This window comes from Sphingopyxis sp. (assembly GCF_016704835.1).
Classification (GTDB): domain Bacteria; phylum Pseudomonadota; class Alphaproteobacteria; order Sphingomonadales; family Sphingomonadaceae; genus Sphingopyxis.
On record NZ_JADIZJ010000001.1, the window covers coordinates 297532 to 323104 of the forward strand.

The 25573-nt window shown below is 63.4% G+C and carries 30 protein-coding genes; 11 read left to right on the plus strand and 19 right to left on the minus strand.

Annotated elements, in window-relative coordinates; all coding sequences use genetic code 11:
• Positions 1–22: 22 nt before the first annotated feature.
• From IPF76_RS01505 to IPF76_RS01520, 4 genes are all read right to left on the minus strand, one after another.
• Positions 23–826 (minus strand): peptidylprolyl isomerase, encoded by an 804-nt coding sequence (locus tag IPF76_RS01505; RefSeq protein ID WP_293838672.1) that lies wholly within the window; start codon positions 824–826, stop codon positions 23–25.
• Between the two features lie 87 nt (positions 827–913).
• Entirely contained in the window at positions 914–1420 is a 507-nt protein-coding gene (gene coaD / locus IPF76_RS01510) for a pantetheine-phosphate adenylyltransferase (protein WP_293838674.1), read from the minus strand.
• Positions 1420–2340 (minus strand): polyprenyl synthetase family protein, encoded by a 921-nt coding sequence (locus tag IPF76_RS01515; RefSeq protein ID WP_293838676.1) that lies wholly within the window; start codon positions 2338–2340, stop codon positions 1420–1422. The genes coaD and IPF76_RS01515 overlap by 1 nt, the downstream gene beginning before the upstream one ends.
• A 7-nt stretch (positions 2341–2347) precedes the next feature.
• Complete coding sequence (locus tag IPF76_RS01520) at positions 2348–2623, minus strand: exodeoxyribonuclease VII small subunit (RefSeq protein WP_293838678.1); 276 nt, start codon at positions 2621–2623, stop codon at positions 2348–2350.
• 122 nt (positions 2624–2745) lie between these two features.
• Here IPF76_RS01520 and IPF76_RS01525 point away from each other — a divergent pair, with 122 nt between their 5' ends.
• The 4 genes from IPF76_RS01525 (at position 2746) to IPF76_RS01540 (ending at position 6796) form a co-directional block, all read left to right on the plus strand.
• A complete protein-coding gene (locus IPF76_RS01525) occupies positions 2746–3162 on the plus strand; it encodes a DUF2177 family protein (protein WP_293838680.1) in 417 nt (138 codons plus the stop codon).
• A 132-nt stretch (positions 3163–3294) separates the two neighbouring features.
• On the plus strand, positions 3295–3591 hold the full coding sequence (locus IPF76_RS01530; protein WP_293838682.1) for a hypothetical protein: 297 nt from the start codon (positions 3295–3297) through the stop codon (positions 3589–3591).
• An 83-nt stretch (positions 3592–3674) separates the two neighbouring features.
• Entirely contained in the window at positions 3675–5930 is a 2256-nt protein-coding gene (gene purL, locus IPF76_RS01535) for a phosphoribosylformylglycinamidine synthase subunit PurL (protein ID WP_293838684.1), read from the plus strand.
• A 128-nt stretch (positions 5931–6058) separates the two neighbouring features.
• The gene (locus IPF76_RS01540) at positions 6059–6796 is read left to right on the plus strand and encodes a DUF72 domain-containing protein (RefSeq protein WP_293838686.1); all 738 of its coding nucleotides are present in this window, start codon (positions 6059–6061) and stop codon (positions 6794–6796) included.
• Between the two features lie 37 nt (positions 6797–6833).
• Here IPF76_RS01540 and IPF76_RS01545 read toward each other — a convergent pair whose 3' ends face one another.
• Complete coding sequence (locus IPF76_RS01545; protein ID WP_293838688.1) at positions 6834–7616, minus strand: Coq4 family protein; 783 nt, start codon at positions 7614–7616, stop codon at positions 6834–6836.
• A 148-nt stretch (positions 7617–7764) separates the two neighbouring features.
• Here IPF76_RS01545 and IPF76_RS01550 point away from each other — a divergent pair, with 148 nt between their 5' ends.
• Complete coding sequence (locus IPF76_RS01550; RefSeq protein WP_293838690.1) at positions 7765–9006, plus strand: DUF418 domain-containing protein; 1242 nt, start codon at positions 7765–7767, stop codon at positions 9004–9006.
• Here IPF76_RS01550 and IPF76_RS01555 read toward each other — a convergent pair.
• The 6 genes from IPF76_RS01555 to panB form a co-directional block, all read right to left on the minus strand.
• Positions 9003–9407 carry an Hpt domain-containing protein gene (locus tag IPF76_RS01555; protein WP_293838693.1) on the minus strand — a complete coding sequence of 135 codons (405 nt, stop codon included), beginning with the start codon at positions 9405–9407 and terminating at the stop codon, positions 9003–9005. The two genes, IPF76_RS01550 and IPF76_RS01555, sit on opposite strands and share 4 nt — an antisense overlap.
• A gap of 115 nt (positions 9408–9522) precedes the next feature.
• A complete protein-coding gene (locus IPF76_RS01560; RefSeq protein WP_293838696.1) occupies positions 9523–9747 on the minus strand; it encodes a sulfurtransferase TusA family protein in 225 nt (74 codons plus the stop codon).
• Positions 9737–11113 carry a ribosome biogenesis GTPase Der gene (gene der / locus IPF76_RS01565; protein ID WP_293838700.1) on the minus strand — a complete coding sequence of 459 codons (1377 nt, stop codon included), beginning with the start codon at positions 11111–11113 and terminating at the stop codon, positions 9737–9739. The genes IPF76_RS01560 and der overlap by 11 nt, the downstream gene beginning before the upstream one ends.
• A gap of 59 nt (positions 11114–11172) precedes the next feature.
• Positions 11173–12507: a PQQ-binding-like beta-propeller repeat protein gene (locus IPF76_RS01570; RefSeq protein ID WP_293838703.1), complete on the minus strand. Its 1335-nt coding sequence runs from the start codon at positions 12505–12507 to the stop codon at positions 11173–11175.
• A gap of 1 nt (position 12508) precedes the next feature.
• Positions 12509–13282, minus strand: a complete 774-nt coding sequence (locus tag IPF76_RS01575; RefSeq protein WP_293838706.1) for a tetratricopeptide repeat protein — start codon at positions 13280–13282, stop codon at positions 12509–12511.
• Positions 13283–13399: 117 nt separating this feature from the next.
• Entirely contained in the window at positions 13400–14263 is an 864-nt protein-coding gene (gene panB / locus IPF76_RS01580) for a 3-methyl-2-oxobutanoate hydroxymethyltransferase (RefSeq protein ID WP_293838709.1), read from the minus strand.
• Positions 14264–14391: 128 nt separating this feature from the next.
• Between panB and IPF76_RS01585 the strand changes: the two genes are divergently transcribed.
• Together IPF76_RS01585 and IPF76_RS01590 are read left to right on the plus strand one after the other, a co-directional pair.
• Positions 14392–14814 (plus strand): hypothetical protein, encoded by a 423-nt coding sequence (locus IPF76_RS01585; RefSeq protein ID WP_293838712.1) that lies wholly within the window; start codon positions 14392–14394, stop codon positions 14812–14814.
• A gap of 1 nt (position 14815) precedes the next feature.
• Positions 14816–15034 carry a helix-turn-helix transcriptional regulator gene (locus tag IPF76_RS01590; RefSeq protein ID WP_293838715.1) on the plus strand — a complete coding sequence of 73 codons (219 nt, stop codon included), beginning with the start codon at positions 14816–14818 and terminating at the stop codon, positions 15032–15034.
• 63 nt (positions 15035–15097) lie between these two features.
• On the opposite strand, the gene IPF76_RS01595 is transcribed toward IPF76_RS01590, so the two are convergent.
• From IPF76_RS01595 to IPF76_RS01605, 3 genes are read right to left on the minus strand one after another with little or no spacing between them, the layout of a single operon-like run.
• On the minus strand, positions 15098–16174 hold the full coding sequence (locus IPF76_RS01595) for a glycerophosphodiester phosphodiesterase (protein ID WP_293838718.1): 1077 nt from the start codon (positions 16172–16174) through the stop codon (positions 15098–15100).
• Positions 16171–16521, minus strand: a complete 351-nt coding sequence (locus tag IPF76_RS01600; protein ID WP_293838721.1) for an ArsC family reductase — start codon at positions 16519–16521, stop codon at positions 16171–16173. The genes IPF76_RS01595 and IPF76_RS01600 overlap by 4 nt, the downstream gene beginning before the upstream one ends.
• Positions 16522–16578: 57 nt before the next feature.
• On the minus strand, positions 16579–17256 hold the full coding sequence (locus tag IPF76_RS01605; protein WP_293838724.1) for a cyclic nucleotide-binding domain-containing protein: 678 nt from the start codon (positions 17254–17256) through the stop codon (positions 16579–16581).
• A gap of 253 nt (positions 17257–17509) precedes the next feature.
• Here IPF76_RS01605 and IPF76_RS01610 point away from each other — a divergent pair, with 253 nt between their 5' ends.
• Positions 17510–18883 carry a class II 3-deoxy-7-phosphoheptulonate synthase gene (locus IPF76_RS01610; protein WP_293838727.1) on the plus strand — a complete coding sequence of 458 codons (1374 nt, stop codon included), beginning with the start codon at positions 17510–17512 and terminating at the stop codon, positions 18881–18883.
• 102 nt (positions 18884–18985) lie between these two features.
• Here IPF76_RS01610 and IPF76_RS01615 read toward each other — a convergent pair whose 3' ends face one another.
• Both IPF76_RS01615 and IPF76_RS01620 read right to left on the minus strand, forming a co-directional pair.
• The gene (locus tag IPF76_RS01615) at positions 18986–20491 is read right to left on the minus strand and encodes a M28 family peptidase (RefSeq protein ID WP_293838729.1); all 1506 of its coding nucleotides are present in this window, start codon (positions 20489–20491) and stop codon (positions 18986–18988) included.
• Between the two features lie 157 nt (positions 20492–20648).
• Positions 20649–21458 carry a CoA ester lyase gene (locus IPF76_RS01620; protein ID WP_293838734.1) on the minus strand — a complete coding sequence of 270 codons (810 nt, stop codon included), beginning with the start codon at positions 21456–21458 and terminating at the stop codon, positions 20649–20651.
• Between the two features lie 81 nt (positions 21459–21539).
• Between IPF76_RS01620 and IPF76_RS01625 the strand changes: the two genes are divergently transcribed.
• Both IPF76_RS01625 and IPF76_RS01630 read left to right on the plus strand, forming a co-directional pair.
• Positions 21540–22481 (plus strand): SPFH domain-containing protein, encoded by a 942-nt coding sequence (locus IPF76_RS01625; protein WP_293838737.1) that lies wholly within the window; start codon positions 21540–21542, stop codon positions 22479–22481.
• A gap of 1 nt (position 22482) precedes the next feature.
• Positions 22483–22929 carry an NfeD family protein gene (locus tag IPF76_RS01630; RefSeq protein WP_293838739.1) on the plus strand — a complete coding sequence of 149 codons (447 nt, stop codon included), beginning with the start codon at positions 22483–22485 and terminating at the stop codon, positions 22927–22929.
• Between the two features lie 100 nt (positions 22930–23029).
• On the opposite strand, the gene IPF76_RS01635 is transcribed toward IPF76_RS01630, so the two are convergent.
• Together IPF76_RS01635 and IPF76_RS01640 are read right to left on the minus strand one after the other, a co-directional pair.
• On the minus strand, positions 23030–23560 hold the full coding sequence (locus tag IPF76_RS01635) for a GNAT family N-acetyltransferase (RefSeq protein WP_293838741.1): 531 nt from the start codon (positions 23558–23560) through the stop codon (positions 23030–23032).
• A gap of 32 nt (positions 23561–23592) precedes the next feature.
• Positions 23593–24141, minus strand: coding sequence for a hypothetical protein (locus IPF76_RS01640; RefSeq protein ID WP_293838742.1), 549 nt, complete (start codon positions 24139–24141; stop codon positions 23593–23595).
• 103 nt (positions 24142–24244) lie between these two features.
• On the opposite strand from IPF76_RS01640, the gene IPF76_RS01645 reads away from it, so the two are divergent.
• Positions 24245–24640, plus strand: coding sequence for a hypothetical protein (locus tag IPF76_RS01645; RefSeq protein WP_293838746.1), 396 nt, complete (start codon positions 24245–24247; stop codon positions 24638–24640).
• Between the two features lie 3 nt (positions 24641–24643).
• On the opposite strand, the gene IPF76_RS01650 is transcribed toward IPF76_RS01645, so the two are convergent.
• Positions 24644–25534, minus strand: a complete 891-nt coding sequence (locus IPF76_RS01650; protein ID WP_293838748.1) for a metal-dependent hydrolase — start codon at positions 25532–25534, stop codon at positions 24644–24646.
• Between the last annotated feature and the right edge of the window lie 39 nt (positions 25535–25573).

The following is a 25573-nucleotide window of genomic DNA, read 5'->3' on the forward strand; positions in this document are numbered from 1 at the left end:
GCTTTCGGGCGCGCCTCCGCGCTTACTGCCCGATCGGCGCGTTGAGCTGGTCGACGGTGACCTCGGCGGCGGGCGCAGGAGCGGGTACCGCTTCGACCAGCGTCGACACCGGCGGCATCGGCTTGTTGTCAGCGACAACCGCCAGCTGAACGATGCGCGACATCACCGCGGGGGGTTCGCCCTTCTGGATCGCATCGACATATTGCATCCCCGATACCACCCGCCCGAACGCGGTATAACGGCGGTCGAGTGCGAAACGCGGCTGGAGCATGATGAAGAACTGGCTGTTGGCGCTATCTTCGCTTTCGGCGCGCGCCATCGACAATGTGCCGCGCAAATGTGGAGTCACGTTGAATTCGGCCTTCAGGTCGGGGAGCTGCGAACCACCCTGTCCGGTCGCGGTCGGGTCGCCGGTCTGTGCCATGAACCCGTCGATTACGCGGTGGAACTTGATCCCGTCGTAAAAGCCCGCGCGCGTGAGCTGCTTCAGTCGCTCGACATGGCCGGGCGCGACGTTTGGATAGAGCTGGATTACCACCCGGCCGCCCGTCGAAAGGTCGAGGTTGAGCATAAATTCCGGGTTATTGATGTACTGGTCGGGCGTCATCGCAGGAACCACCGGGGTTTCCGCGGCAGCTGGCGCGGCGATGGGCGTTTCTGCGGCGGGCGGGGCTTCGACCGGCGGCGGGGGTGCCTCGATCGGCAACGCGGGCTGCGCGGTCTCTGGCATCGGGTTCGGCGCGGGCGGTGCCTCCTGCGCGACGGCCGCAGCCGCGAGACCGAACGCCATCGCCGCGAGAATCATGGGGCGGAAGGAAAAAATCATGCTGGATCGGCCTCTGATAAGTAAACAGGATTTGCGCCCCGACTGGCGCGCCCTAGCGGGAAAAAGCTGAACGCTCAATGATCGGTATCAGCGATCGCCTTGCAGCAGCCCATGTTCGGCGATGCGCGCCACGACAGCATCGCGCACCGAAGGCGTCACGAATTTATGGATGTCGCCGCCAAAGATCGCGATTTCCTTGACCAGCCGCGACGCGATCGGTTGCAGGCCGACGTCGGCCATCAGGAACACCGTCTCGATACGATCGTTGAGCTGCTGATTCATCCCCGCCATCTGATATTCATATTCGAAGTCGGCAACCGCACGTAGACCGCGCACGATCATGCCCGCACCTTCGCGCTCGGCAAAATCCATCAGCAGCGAGTTGAAGCCGACGACGCGAATGTCGCCGCCCAGTGCCGCGACTTCACCGCGGACCATCTCGATCCGCTCGTCATCTTCGAACAAAGGTGATTTGGTGATGTTCGTGGTGACGCCGATGACCAGCCGGTCGACCAGCTTCGCGCCGCGGCGGATGATGTCCATATGCCCCAGCGTGATCGGGTCAAAGGTTCCGGGATAAACCCCAATGCGCATCAACGGTCCCTTTCCACCACATAGCGCGCAATGGCGCGCAGCAGCGTTGCTTCGTCGCCAAAACTCGCCAGATGCCCGATCGCCTGATCAACCAGCGCGGTCGCCTGGCCACGCGCGCGTTCGAGTCCCATCAGCGTGACAAAGGTACCTTTGCCCGCAGCTTCATCCTTGTGCAGCGCCTTGCCCGCGAGCGCCTCGTCGCCCTCGACATCCATGATGTCGTCGGCAATCTGGAACGCGAGGCCAATATCGCGCGCATAGGCGCGCAGCGCGGTGCGCCCCTCGGGCGGGATACGCGCCAGGATCGCGCCGGCCTCAACCGAAAAGGCGATCAGCGCCCCGGTCTTGAGCTGTTGCAGCCGCGTCACCGTCGGCAGGTCGAAGTTCGACGTTTCGGCAGCAAGGTCCATCATCTGGCCGCCCGCCATGCCCGCCGGTCCCGCCGCGCGCGCGAGCTCGCCGCACAATTCGCCGCGTACGAACGGATCGCTGCTCGTCGCCGGATCGCACAGCCACTCAAACGCCAGCGCGTGGAGCGAATCGCCCGCGAGCACCGCGGTCGCCTCGTCGAACGCCTTGTGCACGGTCGGCTTGCCGCGGCGCAAATCGTCATCGTCCATGCACGGCAGATCGTCGTGGATCAACGAATAAACGTGCATCGCCTCGACCGCCGCGCCGACGCGCAGGCTCAGTCCACGATCGACATGAAACAGATCGCCCGCCGCGCGGACGAGCAGAGGGCGCAACCGCTTGCCTCCCGCGATCGCGGCGTGGCGCATCGCTTCGTAGAGCGGTGCCCGCGGGTCTTTGGGGACGGGCAACAGCTGGTCGAACAGCCGGTCGATGCCCGCCATCACCTCGGCCTGCGTGTTCAGCAGCAACTGCGTTCCGCCCGAAATATTATCGCTCGCCGCCGTCATGATGCGATCAGCTTTCGCCGAAGGGAGTGGTTCCCGTCGGCCGCCCATCGGCGCCCAGGCTCACTTGCTCGATCCGCGCCTGTGCGGCGGCGAGCCGCGCTTCGCAATGCCCGCGCAGCGCATGGCCGCGTTCATAGAGCGCGACCGATTCTTCCAGGCTGACATCGCCGCTTTCCAGCCGCCGCACGATCGTCTCGAGCTCGCCCATCGCCGCTTCGAACGATAGCGCGGCGATAGCAGGGTCGGGGGCAGGGGCAGCAGCAGCGTCGGGGGTGTCCGTCATGGCCCTGCTTTGGCCCTTTCGCCCCCTTGCGGTCAAGCTTGACGTCGCACCATGTGTGCCTACGCTGCTGTCCTAATAATCGGCCAGGACATTCGTCGGACGGTCGCCATGGGAGCCTCGCCTTGACCCTGCAAACCATCGGCGCCTACGTCGCCACTGCGCTCATCTTCGGCATCATCGACGCGCTTTGGCTTCGCACGATGTTGGTCAAAGTCTATCGCCCCGAAATCGGCGCGTTGTTGTTGGACGGCTGGCGCCCCGCCCCGGCACTGATTTTTTACGCGCTCTATATGCTCGGAATCCAGATTTTTGCTGTTGCGCCCGCGCTGGCGGCAGGAAAATGGCAGGTCGCGGCGCAGTGGGGCGCGATGTTCGGCTTCTTTTGTTATATGACCTATGACCTTACCAACCATGCGACGATGAAAATCTGGTCGACCAAGGTGACGCTGCTCGACATTGCGTGGGGGACGCTCGCGACCGGATTTGCCGCGGGCGCGGCGGCGTGGCTGGTGCTGACCCTGATGCCGCGCGCCGCTTAGGCCCGCTTCACTTCCGACAATAACGATTCCGCTTTTTGCAATTGCCGTGCAGCGCGCGGCCAATCATGCTGCGCTGCACAAGGGAGAGGGGCGTAAAGGCGAGTTTTGTTCTCACAAACAAGGACTTGCATCATGAAGAAGATCATTCTCCCCGTCCTGACGCTGTTCGCCGCGGTTCCGTTCATTGCCCACGCTGAGGAGGCCGCAACGCAGCGGTTCGAGCATCAGGGCAGCAGCTACAGCTACACCGTCACCCAGGTTGGTGACGTCCGCGTCATCAGCGGCGTCGAGGAACGCACCGGCAAACCGTTTACACTGCGCGTCGGTACCCACCGCGTGCGCGGTACCGTCGGCTCGCAGCAGGTGAGCTTCCCGCTCCGCGACGTCGAGCCGCTCGCCAAGCCCGCGACCACCCTCGCCTCGCGCTGATACCCTCTCCGACTGCAGACCCCATGGTGCTTTTCGCATCATGGGGTCTGTTCGTTTTGCGCCTACATCGCTAAAGGCGCGCCATGACTCAGACCGCAACCGCGCCCGCCTCCGTCATCACCCCTCAGGTCGTTGCCGACCATGGCCTGTCGCCCGAGGAATATGAGCGCGTCCTGCACGCGATTGGGCGCGAGCCGAACCTCGTCGAGCTCGGCATCTTCTCGGTCATGTGGTCCGAGCATTGCAGCTACAAAAGCTCGCGCCTCCATTTGAAAAAGCTGCCGACCGAGGCGCCGTGGGTGATCTGCGGCCCCGGCGAAAATGCCGGCGTCATCGACATCGGCGAAGGCGCCGGCGGCAAGAAGCTCGCCGCGATCTTCAAGATGGAGAGCCACAACCACCCGTCGTACATCGAGCCCTATCAGGGCGCGGCGACCGGGGTCGGCGGCATCCTGCGCGACGTCTTCACGATGGGCGCCCGCCCCGTCGCGAACCTCAACGCGCTGCGCTTCGGCCGCCCTGACCATCCGAAGATGAAGCATCTGATCTCGGGCGTCGTTCACGGCATCGGCGGCTATGGCAATTGCGTCGGCGTCCCGACGGTCGGCGGCGAGGTCAATTTCCACAAGGCCTATGACGGCAACATCCTCGTCAACGCGATGACCGTCGGCATCGCCGAACAGGACAAGATCTTCTATTCGGCCGCGAGCGGCGTCGGCAATCCGATCGTCTATGTCGGCTCGAAGACCGGCCGCGACGGCATCCACGGCGCGACGATGGCGTCGGCCGATTTCGGCGAGGATGCCGAGGAAAAGCGCCCGACGGTGCAGGTCGGCGACCCCTTCACCGAAAAACTGCTGATCGAGGCGTGCCTCGAACTGATGGCGTCGGACGCGATCGTCGCGATCCAGGACATGGGCGCCGCGGGCCTCACGTCTTCGTCGGTCGAAATGGCGTCGAAGGGCGGCGTCGGCCTCCATCTCAAGATGGACGATGTGCCGCAGCGCGAAACCGGCATGACGGCGTATGAGATGATGCTGTCGGAAAGCCAAGAACGCATGCTCATGGTGCTCAAGCCCGGCCGTGAGGATTTCGCCGCAGCGATCTTCCACAAATGGGAACTCGACTTCGCGGTCATCGGCACCGTCACCGACACCGGCCGCATGGTGCTCGAACATCATGGCGAGATCGTCTGCGACATCCCGCTCGCCCCGCTCGCCGACGACGCGCCGCTCTACGACCGGCCGCATGTGCCGACGCCGAAGCCAGCCGCGCTGACGAACCTCCCTGAGACGAAGGACATCGCGGCCGATCTCAAGACCTTGATGGGCACCCCCGACATCGCGAGCCGCCGCTGGATCTGGGAGCAATATGACAGCCAGGTCGGCGCCGATACGGTGCAGACGGGCGGCGACGCCGCGCTTGTCCGCATCCACGGCACCAACCGGGCGCTCGCGATCTCGACCGACTGCACCCCACGTTATTGCTACGCCGACCCGGTCGAGGGTGGCAAGCAGGCGGTCGCCGAAACCTGGCGCAACATCAGCGCGGTCGGCGCAACCCCGCTCGCGATCACCAACTGCCTGAACTTCGCCAACCCGCAGCGCCCCGAAATCATGGGCCAGATCGTTGGCTGCCTCGACGGCATGGCGCAGGCGTGCCGCGCACTCGACTATCCGATCGTGTCGGGCAACGTCAGCCTCTATAATGAATCCAAGGCGACCGGCGGCGGCAGCGCGATCCTGCCGACACCCGCGATCGGCGGCGTCGGCGTGATCGAGGACCTGAGCAAGGCGGTCGGCATCGGCTTCAAGCGCACCGGCGACATCGTGCTCGCGGTCGGCGAACGCGCCGGCCATCTCGGCCAGTCGATCTGGCTGCGCGAAATATTGGGCCGCGAAGAAGGCCCGCCTCCCGAGGTGAACCTGCGCTGCGAAAAGCGCACCGGCGACTTCATCCGACATGCGATCACCGCTGGCTGGATCACCGCCTGCCATGACGTGTCCGACGGCGGCATCGCAGTGACGCTCGCCGAAATGGCACTCAAATCGAACATCGGTGTGCTGGTCAGCGAAGAACAGCCCTTCGGTATCGCCGAAAGCTTCTTCGGCGAGGATCAGGGGCTGTACCTCGTCACCGTCTGCGACACCTGCCTCGCTGACTTCCTCGACGCCGCGGGCCGTGCCGACGTGCCCGTCGATCCGCTTGGCCGCACGATCAAGGACCGCATTGTCTTTGAGCTGGAGGGCAGCGATCATCAGGTCACGCTCGACGAACTTCGCGAAGCGCATGAGGGGTTTTTCCCGACGCTGATGGGAGCCGACGCGGCGCTCACCTAGTTCGTCATCGCGAGTGTAGCGAAGCAATCTCCCGCAACCGTCCATTCAAGACGACAGCACAAGATTGCTGCGTCGCCTTTGGTTCCTCGCAATGACGAGACAAGGCTTGCGGGTGGAGGAATGAAGTCATGAGCATCCATATCGGCATCGGCGGCTGGACCTTCGAACCGTGGCGCGGTCCCTTTTACCCCGCGGGCCTCGCTCAAAAGCGCGAGCTCGAATATGCGGGTAAGCGGCTGACCGGGATCGAGATCAACGGCACCTATTATGGCAGCCAGAAACCCCAAACCTTCGCCAATTGGGCCGCATCGGTCCCAGACAACTTGCAGTTCAGCGTCAAGGCGTCGCGCTTCGCCACCAACCGCAAGATCCTCGCCGAAGGCGCCGCATCGATCGAGAAGTTCCTGGCCCAAGGCATCACCCGCCTCGGCGACCGCCTCGGCCCGATCCACTGGCAATTCATGGCGACGAAGAAGTTCGTGCCCCACGATTTTGCGGGCTTCCTCGACCTGCTCCCCGACAGCCAGGACGGCCTGCCACTGCGCCACGCGATCGAGGTTCGCGACGAAAGCTTCCGCGATCCGGCGTTCGTTGACATGCTGCGCGAGCGCAACATGGCGGTCGTTTACGCCGACAGCGACGAATTTCCGTGCATCGACGAACAGACCGCCGACTTCACCTACGCGCGGCTCCAGCGATCGCAGGAGGATATCGAAACCGGCTATGACGACAAGGCGCTCGACCATTGGGCCGATCAAGCCCGCGATTGGGCGAAAGGCGACCGCGACGTCTACATATTCTTCATTTCCGGCGCAAAGGTCCGCAACCCGGCAGCCGCGCAGGCGCTGATCGCGAGGCTAAAATAGTTCCTCCCCGTCGCGTAGCGATGGGAGGATCAAAGGTTCAGGCCGCCATCGCCTGTTTTGCCGCGAGGAAATTATACGGATCGATTCCGCGGTTGCGGTAAGCGCGATGCGCTTCATGATACAGCGTCGGCTCGCCAATCCCGAGCCGCGCACGCGCGGCTTCGAGCGGTTCGGCGAGCAGCGCGCGGATATCCTGCTCGATGATCGCCTGCGATGCCTTGCCATGGCGCTGGCCCTGCCGGATCGCGCCGAACACGGGGGCGTCAGCTTTCACCCCGCGCTTCACTTCGTAGCCGCCAGCATAGGCGATGAAGAAATTGCCGTAATTGCCCGTCTGGCCATAGGTGAAGCCGAGCACGCACTGTTCGCCGAGCGCGTCGCGGCCATAGCCGGTCAGGATGTGGAACAGGTCGTGCGTGTCGCGCAGGCGATTGGCATACCATTGCACCTGATCGTCAAATTTGGGACGACCCATTTTGTCGGCTTCGGCGACGAGGCCAGCGGCCGACAGGCCCTCGCGGCGCATGAAGGTGACATAGGCGTGGCCGACGCTGCCTTCGGGCAGCTGGTCAATCCAGGCATGATCGTCGAGCAGGTCGGGCAGATAGGGCTCGCTCGCCATCAGCTGCCTCCCCTTGTCGCTTTCGACGAAGGCGCGCGCATCGTCCATGAAGCCCTTGCGCGGCAGGCTTTCAAAGATGTGGAACACCTGTTCGGTGTCTTCCTTGTCCTTGATCAGCTTGCGGAAATGCGACAGCGCCTTGAATGGCCGAAACGTCGGCATCTTGCGGTCGGGATGAGAGAAGATGGGCGGGGTCATGGCGGGTCTCATGCGAATCAGGGTGTGGAATCGCACTAGCACTACTGACATATATGTCAATAGTGCGTTGATCGTCGACATGAGAAAGCGCTCGACGCTACCGAACCCGCGGGATAGCTCTGCCGCTTGCGCAAAGGGGGAGTAGACCGTGACCACAGCCCGATACGAAAGCCTCGATGCCATTCGGGGGGTTGCGGTGATGGGCATATTGGCGATGAACATCGCTGCGTTCGCCCTCCCCTTCGCCGCTTATTCGAACCCGGTCGCGGGGGGGCCGGTGAGCGGGATCGACCTTGGCACCTGGTTCGTCAATTTCGTGCTGATCGATTCCAAGATGCGCGGCCTGTTTTCGATGCTGTTCGGGGCGAGTACCTTGCTCGTCATCGAAAGCGCGACCAGCGGGAACCGCAATGCGGCGGGTGCGCATTTTTCGCGGATGGTCTGGCTGGGCATCTTTGGCCTGCTGCACTTCTACCTCATCTGGTTCGGCGACATCCTGTTTCTTTATGCGATGTGCGGCCTGCTGTTGTTCGCGTTCCGCAACCTGTCGGTGAAGGCTCTGACGATCTGGGCCATAGCGTTTTTCGTCGTCGGAATCGGCTTCCTCGCGCTCGGCTGGGCGACGATGGCGCTGACCGAAGCGGGCAAAATGCCCGCCGAAATGGCTTCGAAATTGAGCGCCGGCCTTGCCGAGATGAATGCCGAGATGGGCCCGGGCGCCACCGGCTACGCCAAGGAAATGGCGATCTATCTGGGCAGCTATGCCAACATTGTCGCGCACCGCACCGGAAACATGCTGACCGAGCCGTTCGTCATGGTGCTGATGTTCCTGTGGGAAACGATGGGGCTGATGCTGGTCGGCATGGCGTTGTTCAAATCGCGAATGCTGACCGGCGACTGGGAGGCCGCGCGCTATCGCAAGTGGGCGCTGCGCTGTTTCCTGTTCGCCGTGCCGCCGCTGGTGGCGCTCGCGCTCTATCAGGTCCGCAGTGGGTTCAGCGCGGTATCGACGTTCGGCGCGTCGCTGTCGCTGTCTGCGCCGTTCGACATCGTGATGACGATCGGTTGGGCGGCGCTGATCATGTGGCTGATCAAGGTGAAGGCGAACGAAGCGCTACGCGCGCGGCTCGCGGCAACCGGCCGCATGGCGTTCACCAACTACCTGGTCACCTCGATTATCATGACCACGATCTTCTACGGATATGGGCTGGGACTTTTCGGCAGTGTGGGACGCGCTGCGCTTTACCTGTTCTGCTTCGGCATGTGGGCGGCGATGCTATTGTGGTCCAAACCGTGGCTCGAACGCTTCCAATATGGGCCGCTCGAATGGCTGTGGCGGAGTCTTTCGCGCTGGCAGGTTCAACCAATGCGGAAAATTCCGGTGGCTTAATACCCGACCGCGCGGCCAAACCCAGCCGGGCGGCGCTGAACGAGCGGATTGGCCTCACGCTCGAGCGCTCCCAGCGTTTCCTCAAACAACCGCCGCAATTCGACGACGCGCGGCAGATATTCTTCGGGGCTGACCTGGCTTTCGACGCAGTGGCGGGCGAACATTTCAATGTCTTCGGCGACCGCGCCGAGCTTTTCACCACCAAACTGGCGCGCTTCGCTTTTCAACGTGTGCGCCGGCATCACCATGCCGCCTGCATCGCGGGCGCGCATCGCCTCTTCGATCGCCGCCACCGACTTGGTGCCGTCTTCGCGAAAATAGCCGAGAATCCGCACGAACGCGGCGCCCAATTGGGTGCGCGTAGCGCGGAATTCATCCCAATCGACCAGGATTTCGTCCAATGTAATGTCCCTTGGTGTGCAAAGTTGGTCGTGGTCCCAACCGATGCATGCCCAAGTTCGGTAAAAAAGACGTTACGACGCACGGCGCTTGTCAGCAAAGCCGCCCCAATTTGGGTCAGCGACGCACGCGCCAGCGGCCCGCGTTATCCGCCGCGGTTTCCGCCTCGACCAACCAGCCATGTTCGGTAGCCAGCGCCGCGACTTCGCGCCCCGCCTGCGGATCGTCGGCGATCAGCAGCACATCAGCGGCATCGCGCAACGCGCGCGCCAGCCGGAGCGCGGGCCAGGGGCAGCGCATCCCGCGAGCGTCGACGACCAGCGTCGACACCTCATTCGTCATAGGGATTGCGCGAATTGCGGAAGTTGAGACGCACCGGTACACCCTGGAACCCCAATTCCTTGCGCATGCCGTTGACCAGATAGCGTTCATAGCTGCCGGGCAACGAGTCGGTTCGCGTTCCGAACACAACAAAGGTCGGCGGGCGCGTGCGCGCCTGGGTGATGTAACGCAGCTTGATGCGTTTACCGCCGGGGGCGGGCGGAGGATTGGCATCGACCGCGCGCTCGAACCAGCGATTGAGCGTCGATGTCGAGACGCGATTGGTCCAGATCGCGCGCTGTTCGAAGGCAACACGCACCAGCGTATCGATGCCTTTGCCGGTCGCGCCGGAAATCGTCAGTACCGGCACGCCCTTGACCTGGCTGAGCCCGTCCTCAAGCGCGCCTCGCACGCCATTGAACAGCGACGACGGCTCTTCGGCGACGTCCCATTTGTTGAGTGCGACAACCAGCGCGCGGCCTTCCTGCAGCACGCGGTCGGCGATATGCAGATCCTGCGATTCCAGCCCTTTGGTCGCATCGAGCAGCAGGACGACAACTTCGGCGAAATCGACCGCGTGGAGCGCGTCGGCAACCGACATTTTCTCCAGCTTGTCCTGCACCTTGGCGCGCTTGCGCATTCCTGCGGTGTCGAACAGCTGGATTTCGTGAACCTCGCCGTCGTCTTCCCATTTCCAGTCGACGCGGATCGAATCGCGGGTAATTCCCGCCTCGGGTCCGGTAATCAGGCGGTCCTCACCGATCATCCGGTTGATCAGCGTCGATTTGCCCGCGTTCGGGCGGCCGACAATCGCCAGCTTCATCGGGCCAAGCGGCGCATCCTCATCGTCGGACGCGGCGGCAACCTCCTTCTCGATCTCATCGAACGGCTCGACGATCGGGCGCAGCAGGTCGAACAGGTCGACCATCCCGTCGCCATGCTCGGCGCTGAGCGCGACCGGATTGTCAAAGCCGAGCGAATAGGATTCCATCAGGCCGTTTTCGCCCTGCTTGCCCTCGGCCTTGTTGACCACCAGGATGATCGGGGTGTCCTCGCTGCGCAGCCAGCGCGCGATTTCTTCGTCGAGCGGGACGACGCCGGCGCGGCCGTCGATCATGAACAAAGCGGCATCGGCCTCGCGCACCGCCTTTTCGGTCTGGACGCGCATCCGCCCGGGCAGGGTCGCGGCGTCCTGATCTTCGAAACCAGCAGTATCGACAATGCGAAATTCCAGCCCGAGCAGATTGGCGTCGCCTTCACGCCGGTCGCGCGTCACCCCGGGCTGGTCGTCGACCAGCGCGAGACGCTTGCCGACCAACCGGTTGAACAGCGTCGATTTGCCCACATTCGGGCGGCCAACAATGGCTATCGTCGCGAATCGCGACATCGTTGATTCCTTTAATAAATAGGGACAGTCCCTAATGAATAGGGACCGTCCCTATCTAATCAGCGCCAGGCCGTGATCTGCCCGTCATCCGCCAAAATATACAAAATATTGTTCGCCACCACCGGCGCCTGTGACAGCGACGATTTGAATTCAGTCGATCCGAGCAGCGTACCGTCGGTCGGCGAATATTCCGCCATGATCCCCTCGCTGTTAACCGCGATCAGGCGGCCACCCGCCAGAATCGGTCCGGTCCAACGAATGGGATCCTTTTTCTTCTTTTCGGTTTCGACGCGAAAGCGCGCGAGCTGCTGAAGCCAGCGCACCTTGCCCGACGTGCGCGCGACGCACAGCAATTTGCCGTCGTCGGTCATCGCATAAACCCACTCGCCGACGACATAAGGCGTCGAGATGCCCGCGATCGAGATTTCCCAGGTGCGCTGACCGGTCAGCAGTTCATAGCTCGCCATGCGGCCACCCTGACCCAGCGCGAAGACGCGGCCATTGTCGACGACCGGATCGGCATCAACGTCGGTGAGCGTCGAAACCGACAACGCCATCGAGGTGCGCGCCAGCGCGTCTTCCCAAAGATCGCGGCCGTTTTCGTACCGATAGGCCTGAACCTCGCCCGACGAGAAGCCGGCGACGATCGTCCCCTGCCCCGCCGCGGGCGATGCCGCGCCGAACACGCTGCCGGGTTCGAGTGACGCCGTCGCCTGCCACAGAACAGCGCCATTGGCAGCGTTGAGTGCGATAATCTGATTGTCCTGGGTGATCACATAGACACCGCCAAAGGCGATTGTCGGGGCGCCGCGCAGCGGCCCCGCGGGTTTGACCTTCCAGATCACCGATCCGTCGGCGACATTCAGCGCCGCAACGTCACCCGCACCGCTGGTCGCATAAACGACCGATCCGTCGACCCCCGCGCCGCCGCCGAACAGCGAATCCTTGAAATCCTTGCCCGTGCTGCCGATTGCGGTTCGCCACAACGGCGCGCCGGTGTCGGCGGCCAGCGCGGTCACGACGGCATCGGTGCCGACGGCGAACAGACGGTTGTCGGCGATCACTGGCGACGCGGCGAGGCGCTGCTTGTTGGTGCTGCCGGCGATATTGCCCTGCCACAGCTTGCTACGCGTCGCGGCCAGCGCCGGGTGACCCATTGATTTCGACGCGTTGCCGCCCGACTGTGCCCAGGCCGCGTTGACCGCGGGTTCGGGTAGGACGACGGCAATCGCGGCGGTGGCCGGATCGACCTTGATGCTGGCATCGTTCGACAGAATCGACACGCGATCACCGATCGTCGGCGTCTTCGGTCCACCATCGCCTTTGAACACGCCGCAACCTGCAAGCGACAGCGCCAGCAGTGCTGCGGTCATTCCTAAACGCGTCTTCCGCATATTAATTGGCTTTCTCAACTGGGGCGGCTGCCGCTGCTTTCGACGCGGCATTGCCTGTCTGGTCCTTGGCGGCGCTTTCATCGGCGCGATCGGCGACGGCATCGACGCCGAGCATGCCCGCCATCTGCACCGAGCGCGATTGCAGTGATTTGGCGACGCCGGGCAGCTTGGCGATGCGGCCGTAAAGGGCGCCCGCCTGATCATATTGGCCGAGCTGATAATGGGCGGTCGCCGATAGTTCGGCGGCGCTGGCGAACCAGCTCGAAACGGGATCGTTGGCATCGACCAGCGGCTTCATGCGCGCAATCACGGCTTCGGGCTTCAGGCTGTCATATTCGAAGGCGGTCTGGCGGATCAGCGCCAGATCGCGCAGCGCCTGGTCGAGCTTGGTATCCGCAGCGACTTTCGCCATGAGCGCGGCAGCGGCCTTCAGGTCGCCGGCCTGCGCCTTGGCATTGGCCTGCTGCATAACCGCGGCAGCGCGATAGGCGGGATCGCCGCCGGCAGCGATTTTCTCGAGGTCGGTGGCCGCGGCGCGGGGTTGGTTCGTCGAGAGTTTCTCGAACGTCGCGATCAGTTCCTCGGCCTGTTCACCACGAGCCACATCCTGACGATGGTTCCAGTACAGATAGCCGCCGAACGCCAGCAAGGCAGCCAGCACGCCGCCGATGATCCACCGGCCATAGCGCTGCATGATCGTATCGAGCCGGTCCTTGCGGACCGCTTCATCGACTTCCTGCAACAGCGCGGCATCGTTGGTCGGGCTCAGGGCCAATCAAACCTCCATTTATCATTCAGGGCTTTGGGCATATATCCCGCCGCGGCTTCCTTAGCGACGGTGCGGAAAAAGGCCAAGCGATTCACTTGGCCCGAACCTTGCCAAACGCTCGCGTCAGCCAGCGTAGATCTGATCCTCGGTCGGGAATGAACGAGACCTGACCTGCTCGGCATATTCCTTGACCGCGCCGCTGACGACGCCAGCCATGTCCTGATAGCGTTTGACGAATTTCGGGACGCGCTCGAACATGCCCAGCATGTCCTCGGTGACCAGCACCTGTCCGTCGCATTGCGCCGATGCACCGATGCCGATCGTCGGGCAAGCGACCTTGCTCGTCACCTCGATCGCGATCGATTCGAGCACGCCCTCGATCACCAGCGAAAAGGCGCCGGCCTGTGCCACCGCGATCGAATCGTCGACGATCGCCTTGGCCTCTTCCTCGCTCTTGCCGCGCACGCCGTAGCCGCCAAGGATATTGACCGCCTGCGGCGTCAGCCCGACATGCCCCATCACCGGAATGCCACGCTGGGTCAGGAATTCGATCGTCGGGGCCAGGGCCCGCCCGCCCTCGAGTTTCACCGCCGCGGCGCCGGTTTCCTTGAGCAGATGGGCAGCGTTGGTGAACGCCTGTTCGGGGCTCGCTTCATAGCTTCCGAACGGCATGTCGACGATGACCGCGGCATGATAGCTGCCGCGCACCACCGCGGCGCCGTGCAGCGCCATCATTTCCATCGTCACTCCGACCGTATGCGGCAGGCCGTAAATCACCTGCCCCAGCGAATCGCCAACGAGCAGCATATCGCAATGCGGGTCGAGCAGCTGCGCCATGCGAACGGTGTAAGCGGTCAGCATTACGATCGGCTCACCGCCTTTGCGCTGGCGGATGCGCGGCACCGTCAGGCGCTTCATCGGCTGCGGCGTCGGGTTCGCGCGGCTGGTCGAGGTGTCGAAGGTGAGCGTTTTGGGCAGGGTGGACATGGGGCGGTGGCCTAGCGACTAATCGGAGCGGACAAAAGGCGGAAAGCATCTCAATGTGATCTGCACTTGACTCAATGTTATATATTTTTTACACAAAGTGTATCAGGACTAACAATGGAAAGCATGTCATGTCATTTCGGGAAAAAACGCATTGGGTCGCGTTCATCGCCATCGCGCTCGCATTCGGCTGGTATTTTCTGAGCTATCCATGGGCGCTGTCGCATAGCAACGCGGGCATGGGCGCCGCGGGCGGGATGCTGGTGGTGGTCACATTGGCGATCATTCTGATGATGAGTATCGTCGTCGGCGTCATCGCCGCACGCGCGCCCGCAGACGCAAGCCTGAAGGCTGACGAGCGTGAACAGCATATCCATCAGTTCGGCACGCATTTGGCCTATTACCCGCTGGTGCTGGGCGTATACGCCAACATCGTCGCTGCGTTCAATCAGGTCAGCCCGGCGATCATGCTCAACCTGCTTTTGGCAACGGTGGTTCTGGCCGAGCTGGTGCGCGTTGGGGCACAGCTGTGGCGCTATCGCCGGGGCATTTGACGTGGCGCTCCCTTTCACCAACGACATCCGCACGCTGCGCTTTCTGGCGGGCGAAATGACGCAAGGCGACCTTGGCAACCGGGTGGGCGTGACGCGGCAGACGATCGCAGCGATTGAGCAGGGCAAATATTCCCCTTCGCTCGAGGTCGCGTTCCGCATCGCGCATGTTTTCGGCAAGCCGCTCGACGCGGTGTTCCAATGGGAAACCGGAACGGTTTAACGACCGCGCCGCCGCGCGGTACGGCCCACGCCTCTCCCCGGGGGCGTCGGGCCGGGTTTGCACTTATGGCTCTACCGGTTTTCTGACCGCCGTCACCGCCTCGCGCGGGTTATCGCTGAACAATCCGTCGATCCCGGTGCGCAAGTATGCTGCGATCTCGGCTCCCAGATCGCCATGCCCCGCCGGGTTCACCCCGCCCTTGTCGCCAAGCGGCAGAAAATAATTCTCGCGGCGAAACGTCCACGGATGCACTTTCAGCCCCGCGGCATGGGCGTCGCGGACTAGGCTGGTCGGTTCGGCCAGCGATCCCAGCGCCCCGCGCGGGATCACCATCGCCTTGTTGGGGCCGATCCCATCGGCATAGGATGCGACGGACTTGAGGCCCGCGGGCGACGTCATGGCGGCATAACTGGTTTCGGGCATGTCGGGCGGTCCGCCTTCGGCGTCCAACAGCTGGATCAGCGGCAGATCGCTTTTGGCGCGCAGGTCCATCAGGTTCCGCACTTCGAAGCTCTGAATATAGACTGGCGCGTTGCGTCCGCGATAACCAAAGCGGTCGAGCAGCGCGAGCAGCGGCGCTTCGTGCGGCAGGCCGATCGATGCGAAATAGCTCGGGTGCTTGGTTTCGGGATAGATTCCGACCGGCTTTTCGCGTCCCCGGTTTACCTCGGTCAGTATCGTCAGGATTTCTTCGAAGGTCGGAATTTCGAACTGATCATCATAATCGGTCGAGCGCAGCTTCGGCAGCCGCTCGCGGGCGCGAAGGGTCTTTAATTCGGCGAGCGTGAAGTCTTCGGTGAACCAGCCGGTCGCCTTGCCGCCGTCGATCGTCTTGGTCGTCTTGCGATCGGCAAATTCGGGGCGATCGGCGACGTCGGTGGTCTCAGAAATTTCATTCTCGTGCCGAGCCACCAGCACGCCGTCCTTGGTCAGCACCAGGTCGGGTTCGATAAAGTCAGCACCCTGCTCGATCGCGAGGCGGTAGGCGGCAATCGTGTGCTCGGGCCGTTCGCCTGACGCACCGCGGTGCGCGATGACGATCGGCGGCTGGCCGTCGAGGGTCGATCGCGCGGTCATCGGGTCAGCGGAGCAACCGGCGGGCAGCGTCAGGGCCAGCAAGGCCGCCATCCATCGGATCATGCCGCAAAACGCGCCTGCCAGTCAGCGGGCGAAAAGCCGACGCAGATCCCGTCGGCGGTTTTGACGACGGGGCGGCGGATCATCGCGGGCTGGTCAAGCATCAGCGCTTTGGCCGATGCTGTGTCGAGGCCGCCTTTCTGTGCTTCGGGCAGCTTGCGGAAGGTCGTTCCCGCCTTGTTGAGCAGCCTTTCCCAGCCTAGCGCATCGATCCAGCTTTGCAGCATAGCCGCGTCGAGCCCATCCTTGCGAACGTCGTGAAAGCGATACGCCACGCCCTGCTCGTCAAGCCAGCGCCGCGCCTTTTTCACCGTGTCGCAATTCGAAATGCCGTAGAGAATCATTGTCATGACGCGGCGATTAGCAGGCAGCGATGACAAGTTCGAGGCGTGCGATCGCAAATATGGTCAAACGATCGGCGCCCGATCGGCCAGCCGCGTGTTCGCGCTCGCCAGTTTGCCGCGTAGCGCGCGCGCGAAGCCCTCATGCAGCGCGCTCGCGATCGCGGGGTTCGCCGCCAGATACGCGCGAAGCGCTGCCGCCGGCACAAACCACAACCGCGCGTTGCTGCCCAGCAGCACCGTGCCGGTCGCATGCGTGCCGTCGAGCACCGTCGCCTCGCCAATCAGCGCGCCGTCGATCAATTTGCCGACCTCGACGCCGTCGCGCTGGATCGCCGCCTGCCCTTCGGCGAGGTAGAACAAACTGGGGGCTGCCTGGTTTTCGCGGATCAAAATCTCGCCGCGGCGCGCCGTAATCCAGTGGCCCTGATCAATCAGGCCGCGTGCTGCAACGGGGTTGAGGGCGCCGAAATGCTCGCGCCGAAGCGCCTCTTCCTCAGTTGAAAAACTGACTTTATTCTCGCGCAGCCACAAACGCGCCAAAATGCCGATGTTGACGACCAGGATCGCCAGCACCAACATCCCATAGCCGACATCGGGTTCGCGGAACAGCACCAGCGGCACTGCCACCAGCGCCGCCGCGGCCAGCCCGATCCGGACATAATCGATGCGCACGACAAAGCTGGTCGCCAGCAGCAACAGCAATGCCCCATATACAAACCATGCGGACTCGAAATTCGCCATAGCCGATCGCTTCGCGTGGAGACCCAAGATCAGGTCGCTGGATGTATAACGTCGCCGATATCCAGATGCCTTGGATGCACTGGCTACATTTCAAAACGCTGAAACAAACTATCAGTTTTTGGTCCCCAAGAAAAGTATAGGTGCGCAAACGTCACGAAAATGCTAATTTTATCGTTCGCGGGATGGCGTGCATTGCGTCCGACCGACATTAGCGCCATGGCGGCGCCCAGATTGAACATAGAAGAACAGGCTGATGACGAAAAACTGGCAACCGCATAGCTGGCGCTCGCACGAGGTCCGCCAACTCCCCACCTATCGCGACGCCGATGCGCTCGCGGCGGCGGAACGCGAACTCAGCAATTATCCGCCTCTGGTGTTCGCCGGCGAGGCGCGCGATCTGACCGCTGACCTCGGCCGCGTCGCCGAGGGCAAAGCGTTCCTGCTCCAGGGCGGCGACTGCGCCGAAAGCTTTGCCGAATTTCATCCCAACAATATTCGCGACACTTTCCGCGTGCTGCTCCAGATGGCGGTTGTCCTGACCTTCGCGTCCAAAATGCCCGTGGTGAAGCTCGGCCGCATGGCGGGCCAGTTCGCCAAGCCGCGCTCGGCCGATATGGAAGATATCGAAGGCGTGTCGCTGCCGAGCTATCGCGGCGACATCATCAACGACATCGCGTTCGAGGATGCCGGCCGCGAGCCCGACCCGCAGCGCATGGTCAAGGCGTATAACCAGTCGGCGGCAACGCTGAACCTGCTGCGCGCCTTTGCGAACGGCGGCTATGCAAATCTGCGTCAGGTCAATGCCTGGACGCACGACTTCATGGACCGCAGTCCATGGGCGAAAAAATATCAGGAAACAGCAGGCCGCATTTCCGAAGCCCTTGCCTTCATGGAAGCTTGCGGCGTGACGCCGGAGACGGTGCCGCAGATCAAAGGCACCAGCTTCTACACCAGCCACGAGGCGCTGTTGCTCCCCTATGAGCAGGCGCTGACGCGGCAGGACAGCCTGACCGGCGGCTGGTACGACACCTCGGGTCATTTCCTGTGGGTCGGCGATCGCACCCGCTTCGAAGGGTCGGCCCATATCGAATATTTGCGGGGTATCGGCAATCCGGTCGGCATGAAGTGCGGACCGAGCCTCGAACCTGACGTGCTGCTGCGCCTGCTCGATACGCTAAACCCGAACCGGGTGCCCGGCCGCATGACGCTGATCACCCGCTATGGCCATGACAAAATCGAGGCGCATCTGCCCAAGCTGGTCCGCGCGGTGAAGGAATCGGGGCATCCTGTCGTCTGGTCGTGCGACCCGATGCACGGCAATGTCATCAAGACGAACAACGGGTACAAGACGCGCCCGTTCGAGCGCATCCTGGCCGAAGTGCGCGGCTTCTTCGCCGTCCACCGCGCCGAGGGCACGCATGGCGGCGGCATCCATATCGAGATGACCGGGCAGAATGTCACCGAATGCACCGGCGGTGCGATGGACGTGACGCAGATGGACCTCGCCGATCGGTACCACACGCATTGCGACCCGCGGTTGAACGCGGGGCAGTCGCTGGAACTGGCGTTCCTGCTGGCCGAGATGCTCAATCAGGAAATGTCGGAGCGGGCGAAGCAAGCGGCGTAAAACTAGCCTCTGCATTGCGAGGAGCGAAGCGACGCGGCAATCCAGAGTTTGCGTAAACCGCTCTGGATTGCTTCGCTTGGCTCGCAATGACGATGTGGAAAGTTACTTCCCCGGCCACGCCTTCACATCGGCAAACGCCCGCCCCAGCATGACATGCAGATCGGCATCTTGCGCCGCTCCGCCGAGCGGGATCTTGTCGCTGAAATTGTCGTTTGGGCCGTGATAGTCGCTGCTCAAAAATGCCTCCAGTAGCGGCATGTCCGAAAAACTGCCGCCGACCATGAGCGACGTCACGCCCTTGGCGCCAAGCGCCCAGCCGTCCTGTCGCTGGATGAAGGCATCGGCGTCGCCATCTTCGTCGAGCGTGCGGCCAAGCTTGGTCGCAGCGGCGCGAACGACCGCGTCGTAGGCGGGCTTGCCGCGACCGATCGTCGCGACCGGGGTGCCGCGCGGTGAGATGGCGATGGTGTCGATATTGAGCGCGACGGTGATGTCGGTGAGTGGCACAACCGGATGATCGGCAAAATATCGCGCGCCGAGCAGACCTTTTTCTTCCGCCGTCGTGGCGAGGAAATAAATGTCACGATCGGGACGGCGGCCCGACGCCAGCCGCTTGGCCACCTCGATCAGCACCGCGATGCCGCTCGCATTGTCGACCGCGCCGTTGCAAATGCGATCGGCCTCGCCGTCCTTGCCGCAGATACCGAGATGGTCCCAATGGCCGAGGAACAGCACGGCTTTGCCGTCGGGCTTGGCGCCGGGCAGCTTGGCGATGACATTGTTGCTAACGAAGGGTCGGACTGCCGATTGGGTGGCGAGATCGGCGGTCACCGGCAACACAATGCCGCGATAGTCGGGCGACTTAGCTGCCTCACGCGTCGCCGCACCATCCTGCCCCGCCTTCTTCAACAGCGCGTCGGCGGATTCGAGCGACAGGAAGCCGCTCACCGGCGCGCCGGGCTGGGCGTCGGCCAGTCGCACCGCGGCGCTGCCGGCGCTGTCGCGCAACTGCGCCCAGGGCAACGCGTCGGTCGCGATCACCAGCACCGCCGCAGCGCCCGCGTCAGCGAGCATCTGCCGCCGTTCGCGATAGCGCGGCAGTTTGTCGCCGAACGGCGCATTGTCGAACAACATAATCGCGAGCTTGCCGGTGACGTCGGCGTTAACCTTGCCCGCGCCATCGACGCCGTAACCCACAAAGATTGCCGAAACATTGGTCAGCGCGACCGACGCGTCGCGTCCGGTCAGAATGATGCCATCATTCTCCAACTTGAAATCGCGGCCATGCACCTTGAACTTGGCGCTGCCTGCGACCGCCTTGCTCTCGACGAACGGCACCGGCTGCAACCATGGCGTCGCGCTGCCCGGCACCGCTTCTAGTCCGGCTTTCGCCCATTCGCCGACGATATAGGCGATGGTGCGGTCCTCGCCATCGCTCCCCGGCGCCCGGCCTTCGAACGCATCATCGGCCAGCGCCTTGATATGCGCGGCAAGCTGCGCCTCGGTGACTGGCGGGTCAGCTTTGGCGGGCGCCGCCGAAGCGGCGGAAGGGGGGCAGGCGATGAGGGCGACGGCCGCAATAACGGTGTGGAATCGAATGATCTTCATGGGGCCGCCGCATGGCATTTCCGCCCCGGTCAGGCAAGGCGCGTTCGTCGAACGACGAATGGCCCACACCTTCATCATCCCGGCGGAGGCCGGGTTCTCAACCTCGCGGCCGAACGTGCCGGCGAGATCCCGGCCTTAGCCGGGATGACAGACTTGCTCAGCGCCCCGCCCGCGCCAGCAGCGCCCGCGCCGCCGCGACGTGCATATCCTCGATCATCCGCCCGTGGTAGCGCTGCGCTCCGCCGGTCGCTGCAGCGACCAGCGCCTCGGCTCCGGCGATCTCGCGCGCCGACGGCGCGAAGGCGGCGTTGCACGGATCGACCTGCGACGGGTGGATGAGCGATTTGCCATCGAAACCGAGCCGCCTTCCTTCGGCCGCTTCGGCCGCGAAACCCGCGGCATCATCAATCGCGTTATAGACCCCGTCAAAACCCCACACGCCCTCCGCGCGCGCCGCCAGCACGATCGCCTGGATCGCGTGGCTCATCGCACCGCGATCCATACCGTCCGGCAACTTCAATTCATGTGCCAGATCGTTAAGCCCTGCTATCAGCCCGACCACCGCCGGATCGGCGGCAATGTCGCGCGCGGCATAGATCGCCGTCGGGGTTTCGATCATCGCCAGCACCGGCAGGCCCAACCCGCGCGCGGGGCCAAGGTCGGCGGGCGCATCGACCTTGGGCAGCACCAAGGCGTCGAGCTCCAAATCCGCTAGCGCGTCGATATCCGCCGCCTGCTCGGCCGTCCCGGTTGCGTTGATCCGCACCGCGACGCGCTTGCCCGGAAAACCCGCCGTTACCGCGGCGCGCATCGCGACGCGCGCTTCGCCCTTGCGATCCGAAGGCACTGCGTCCTCCAGGTCGATGATCAACATGTCAGCGGCCAGTCCGCTCGCCTTTTCGAGCGCGCGAGCGCTCGAGCCGGGGACATAAAGCAGCGATCGCGGAGCAAATTCAGGGTGAGTCATGCGCTTTTGTCTGGCGCACTGCGGCCATTCTCGCAATAACGGAGTGAGGCCACACGGTCAGGTTCGCAGAGGGGATTTTCGATGGACTATTGGTTTCCGATCGCACTCGTCGTGCTGGCGGCGGTGTTCCTGTTGTGGGCACTGACCCCGGTTCGGCAGGGTTTCAGCTACACGATCGAACGCTTTGGTCGCTACACGCATACCGCGCAGCCGGGGCTGAACTTCATCATGCCGATCTTCGATCGCGTCGGCCGCAAGGTCAATATGATGGAGCAGGTGCTCGACATTCCCGGCCAGGAAATCATCACCAAGGACAATGCGATGGTCGCCGTCGACGGCGTCGTCTTCTTTCAGGTGCTCGACGCCGCAAAGGCTGCTTATGAAGTCAGCGACCTCTATCTGGCGATCATGAACCTGACGACGACGAACCTGCGCACCGTCATGGGGTCGATGGACCTCGACGAAACGCTGTCGAAGCGCGACCATATCAACGCGCGCCTGCTGGTCGTGGTCGATGAGGCGACGACGCCTTGGGGGGTCAAGATCACCCGCGTCGAGATCAAGGACATCCGTCCCCCCGCCGACATTTCGAACGCCATGGCGCGGCAGATGAAGGCCGAGCGCGAGAAGCGCGCCAACATCCTCGAAGCCGAGGGCATGCGCGCTTCGGAAATCTTGCGCGCCGAGGGTGAGAAGCAGGGCCAGATCCTGCAAGCTGAAGGGCGCCGCGAGGCCGCCTTCCGCGACGCCGAAGCGCGCGAACGCGAGGCCGAAGCCGAAGCCAAGGCGACCCAAATGGTGTCCGACGCGATCGCCGGCGGCAATGCGCAGGCGATCAACTATTTCATCGCGCAAAAATATGTCGAAGCGGTCAGCCAGTTCGCTACGAGCCCGAACAGCAAGACGATCCTGTTCCCGGTCGAGGCGACGCAGCTGATCGGCACGCTCGGCGGTATTGGCGAACTCGCCCGCGATGCCTTCGAGCGCGGCCCGACGCCGCCGACCGCTCCCGGAGTGCGCTGATATGACCGAATGGCTGAACAGCATGGCGCCGCACTGGGCCTGGCTAACCGTCGGGGTGCTGCTGTGCGCCGCCGAAATCATCGCGCCAGGGTTCTTTCTCGTCTGGCTCGGCGTCGCCGCGATTGCGACCGGCGTGCTGGCCTTTCTGCTCCCGATCGGGGTACCGATGCAGCTCGGCGTCTTTGCCGTGCTCGCCTTCATCGCACTTTATGGCGCTCGGCGCTGGCTCAAGGCCAATCCGATCGTGTCGAGCGACCCGTTGCTTAACCAGCGCGGCGGACGGCTGATCGGCGAAGTGCTGACGCTGGTGACCGCGATCGAAAACGGCCGCGGCCGCGCCCGGGTCGGTGACGGCGAATGGCCTGTGCGCGGGCCGGACGCCGCCGAAGGGACCAAGGTCCGCGTTGTTAGCGCCGACGGCGGGGTGCTGGTGGTCGAGGCGGCCTGAACCCGTTCACATGCGTCATTGCAAGCGAAGCGAAGCAATCCAGGGCGGTTTACGCAACTCTGGATTGCAGCGTCGCTTGCCTCGCAATGACGAAGATTGATTACCCCCCGCGTGGCCGCCCGTAGATTCCGACCACATGCCCGAGCGCATCGCTCCTGCCAATCCACCGAAACCCTAGTTTCGCCGCAACGCGCTCCGACGCGTCATGCCCCGGATCGATGATGCAGCGCACCTCGGCGGCATCAAGATTGGCATCGGCCCAACCAAGCGCCGCGGTCATTGCTTCGGTCGCATAGCCCGCGCCCCAATGGTCGGCGTCGAACGCCCAGCCGACCTCGGGATAGCCCTCCAGCTCCGCTATTCCGCGGCCGAAATAGCTTAAGCCTCCCATGCCGATCAGCGCGTCGTTTGCCTTCTCTGCGAACACCCAATATCCGAACCCCATCACCGGCCATAGCCCCGCTGAGCTCAAAAACTTACCCCAGCTGACGTCGGGCGCGCGCGGTTCGCCGCCAATGAAGCGCGTGACCCGGGCGTCGGCCCACATCGCAATGTGGGTGTCCTTGTCGGACAGGCGACCCGGGCGCAGACGCAGGCGATCGGTCTCGATAACGGGGGCGATACTGAGCATGCGCGTGGGTGTGCCGAAGCACGTTCGGTGGGTCAATCGGGGATCAGATAATGGTCGAACAGATCATGCAGCACCGCCTTGCCATCGACCTGCTGTTTTGCGCGCATTACCGCGAGCGTATCGACGCGGGTCAGCACATCAACGTGCTTCAGCACGACGTGATAATGCGGCCGATTGGTAAAATCGTGGAAGAGCAAGATGCAGTCGGGTTTGCAGTGAATGATCGCCTGCAACAGGCACGCGACGCGAAACCGTCCGTCGATCAGCACCGCGTCGGGGCTGCCGCTCATGCCTTGCCAGATCCGCGTGTGGTACCGCGGCCAGTCGCGCAGGCGGCTTTCGTCGGTCGGATAGCCCCATTCCCCGACCGCGCCGATATCGGCGTGAAAAGGCGTGAATTCGATCGCCTCACCCGCAATGTCCGCCTGCACTTTGGCCAGCCAGACAGGATCGCTGTCGACGCTGACGATCCGCCGCACCTGCCGCGCCGCGACCAGCGTGCTTCCACCGCAGCCGAATTCGAGCAGCGACGATAGCCCCGCCAACTGCAGCTCGAGCTGCGTGACTTCCGCCGCGGTCATCTGTGGTTGCATGGTCCCCTCCACCCGCAGGGGGATATGGGACGGCGGCCACCGCGTCCAGCCCGGCATTGTCGGTCGCGCGCGGGGCTGATAATGTCGCGTCATGTTGACGCCCCTCTGGCCGCAGCGCCTGCTCGCCCTTCCCTTCTTGATCCTTGGCGCCTGGTGCCTCGTCGCGCCGCACATGGTCGAACGGCTCGGAGTAAATCCCGAATATCAGCATCTCAGCACGACGAGCGCGCTCTTGATGGGCTGTTTCGGGGCGCAGGCGGTGCTTGGCGGGCTGTTCATCGCCTTCAGCCGCTGGACGAAGGCCACTTTCGTGATCTACGGCGTCGCCCTTTTGCCCTTCTTTTGGTTTAACTATTATTTCGTGTTCGTCGTGCCAGTGATGACGCGCTGGATGGCGCTCGATCTCGTCTCGAACCTGTTCATGCTCGGGCTGTGCTTTTGGGGCTACCGCATTGCGCCGCGGTCACTCGTCGCTGCCGACGGCTGAACCTCAGGCCGCCGCGGCGACCAAATCCGGCCCCGATGCATGCGCCGGCATGACGGCGTCGGCATAGTCGCTTTCATATTTCTGGATCAGCGCGCGGTCGTCGTGGTTCCACGGGTGGAAGCCAGGCATAAAATAGCTGAGCCACGGCAGGAAGCTTTTGCGAAGCACTCCCGGAGAACCGAGCAGATACCACCAGATGCGGGCGGTGACGCGCCAGCCGGTCAGGCCGTCCTGCTTGAGCAAATTCTTCATGCCCTTCACCCGCTTGGGCCAGAAGCGCGTCGTGACGAGGATCATCATCAGCGACTTGGCGCGCCAGCGTTTCCAGCGGCTCCAATCCTTCGTCGCGTGCAGCCAGGTGTCGTAAGCGACGCCCTTATGCTCGATCTCTTCGATCGCGTGCCATTTCCATAAGCTGGCCCATTCGGGCTCGGCGCCCGCGTACATGCTCTCGTCGCGCAGCATCACCGACGCCATCATCGCGGTATAATGTTCGAGCGCAATCGTCGCCATCAGGTTGACGATCTGCGGGCGCTGCTTGATCAGGTCGAGCACCTGATTGACGTCGGCCTCAAGTTCGCTGAGGTCATAACCCGCTTCTGCCGCCTTTTTGTTGAACACGACATGTTCGCGACTGTGGATCACTTCCTGCTGCGTAAACGCCCGGATTTCGCGCGCCAGCTTGTCGGGTACGCCGTCACGGTGCGCCTTTACCGCTTCGATGAACATCGCCTCGCCGCGCGGAAAGGTGACGGACAAGGCGGTGTGGAAGGCCGACGCGATCGGGTCGCCGTTCAGCCACCAGCGGCCCTGGTTGTCGTCGCGGCCAAAGCGCATATCGCGCGGAGTGATCGACAGGTCGGCGGGGGTCGGGGAGAGGGAAAGGCTGGACATATGGATCATACCGTCGAAAAGGGACAATGGGGAATAAGA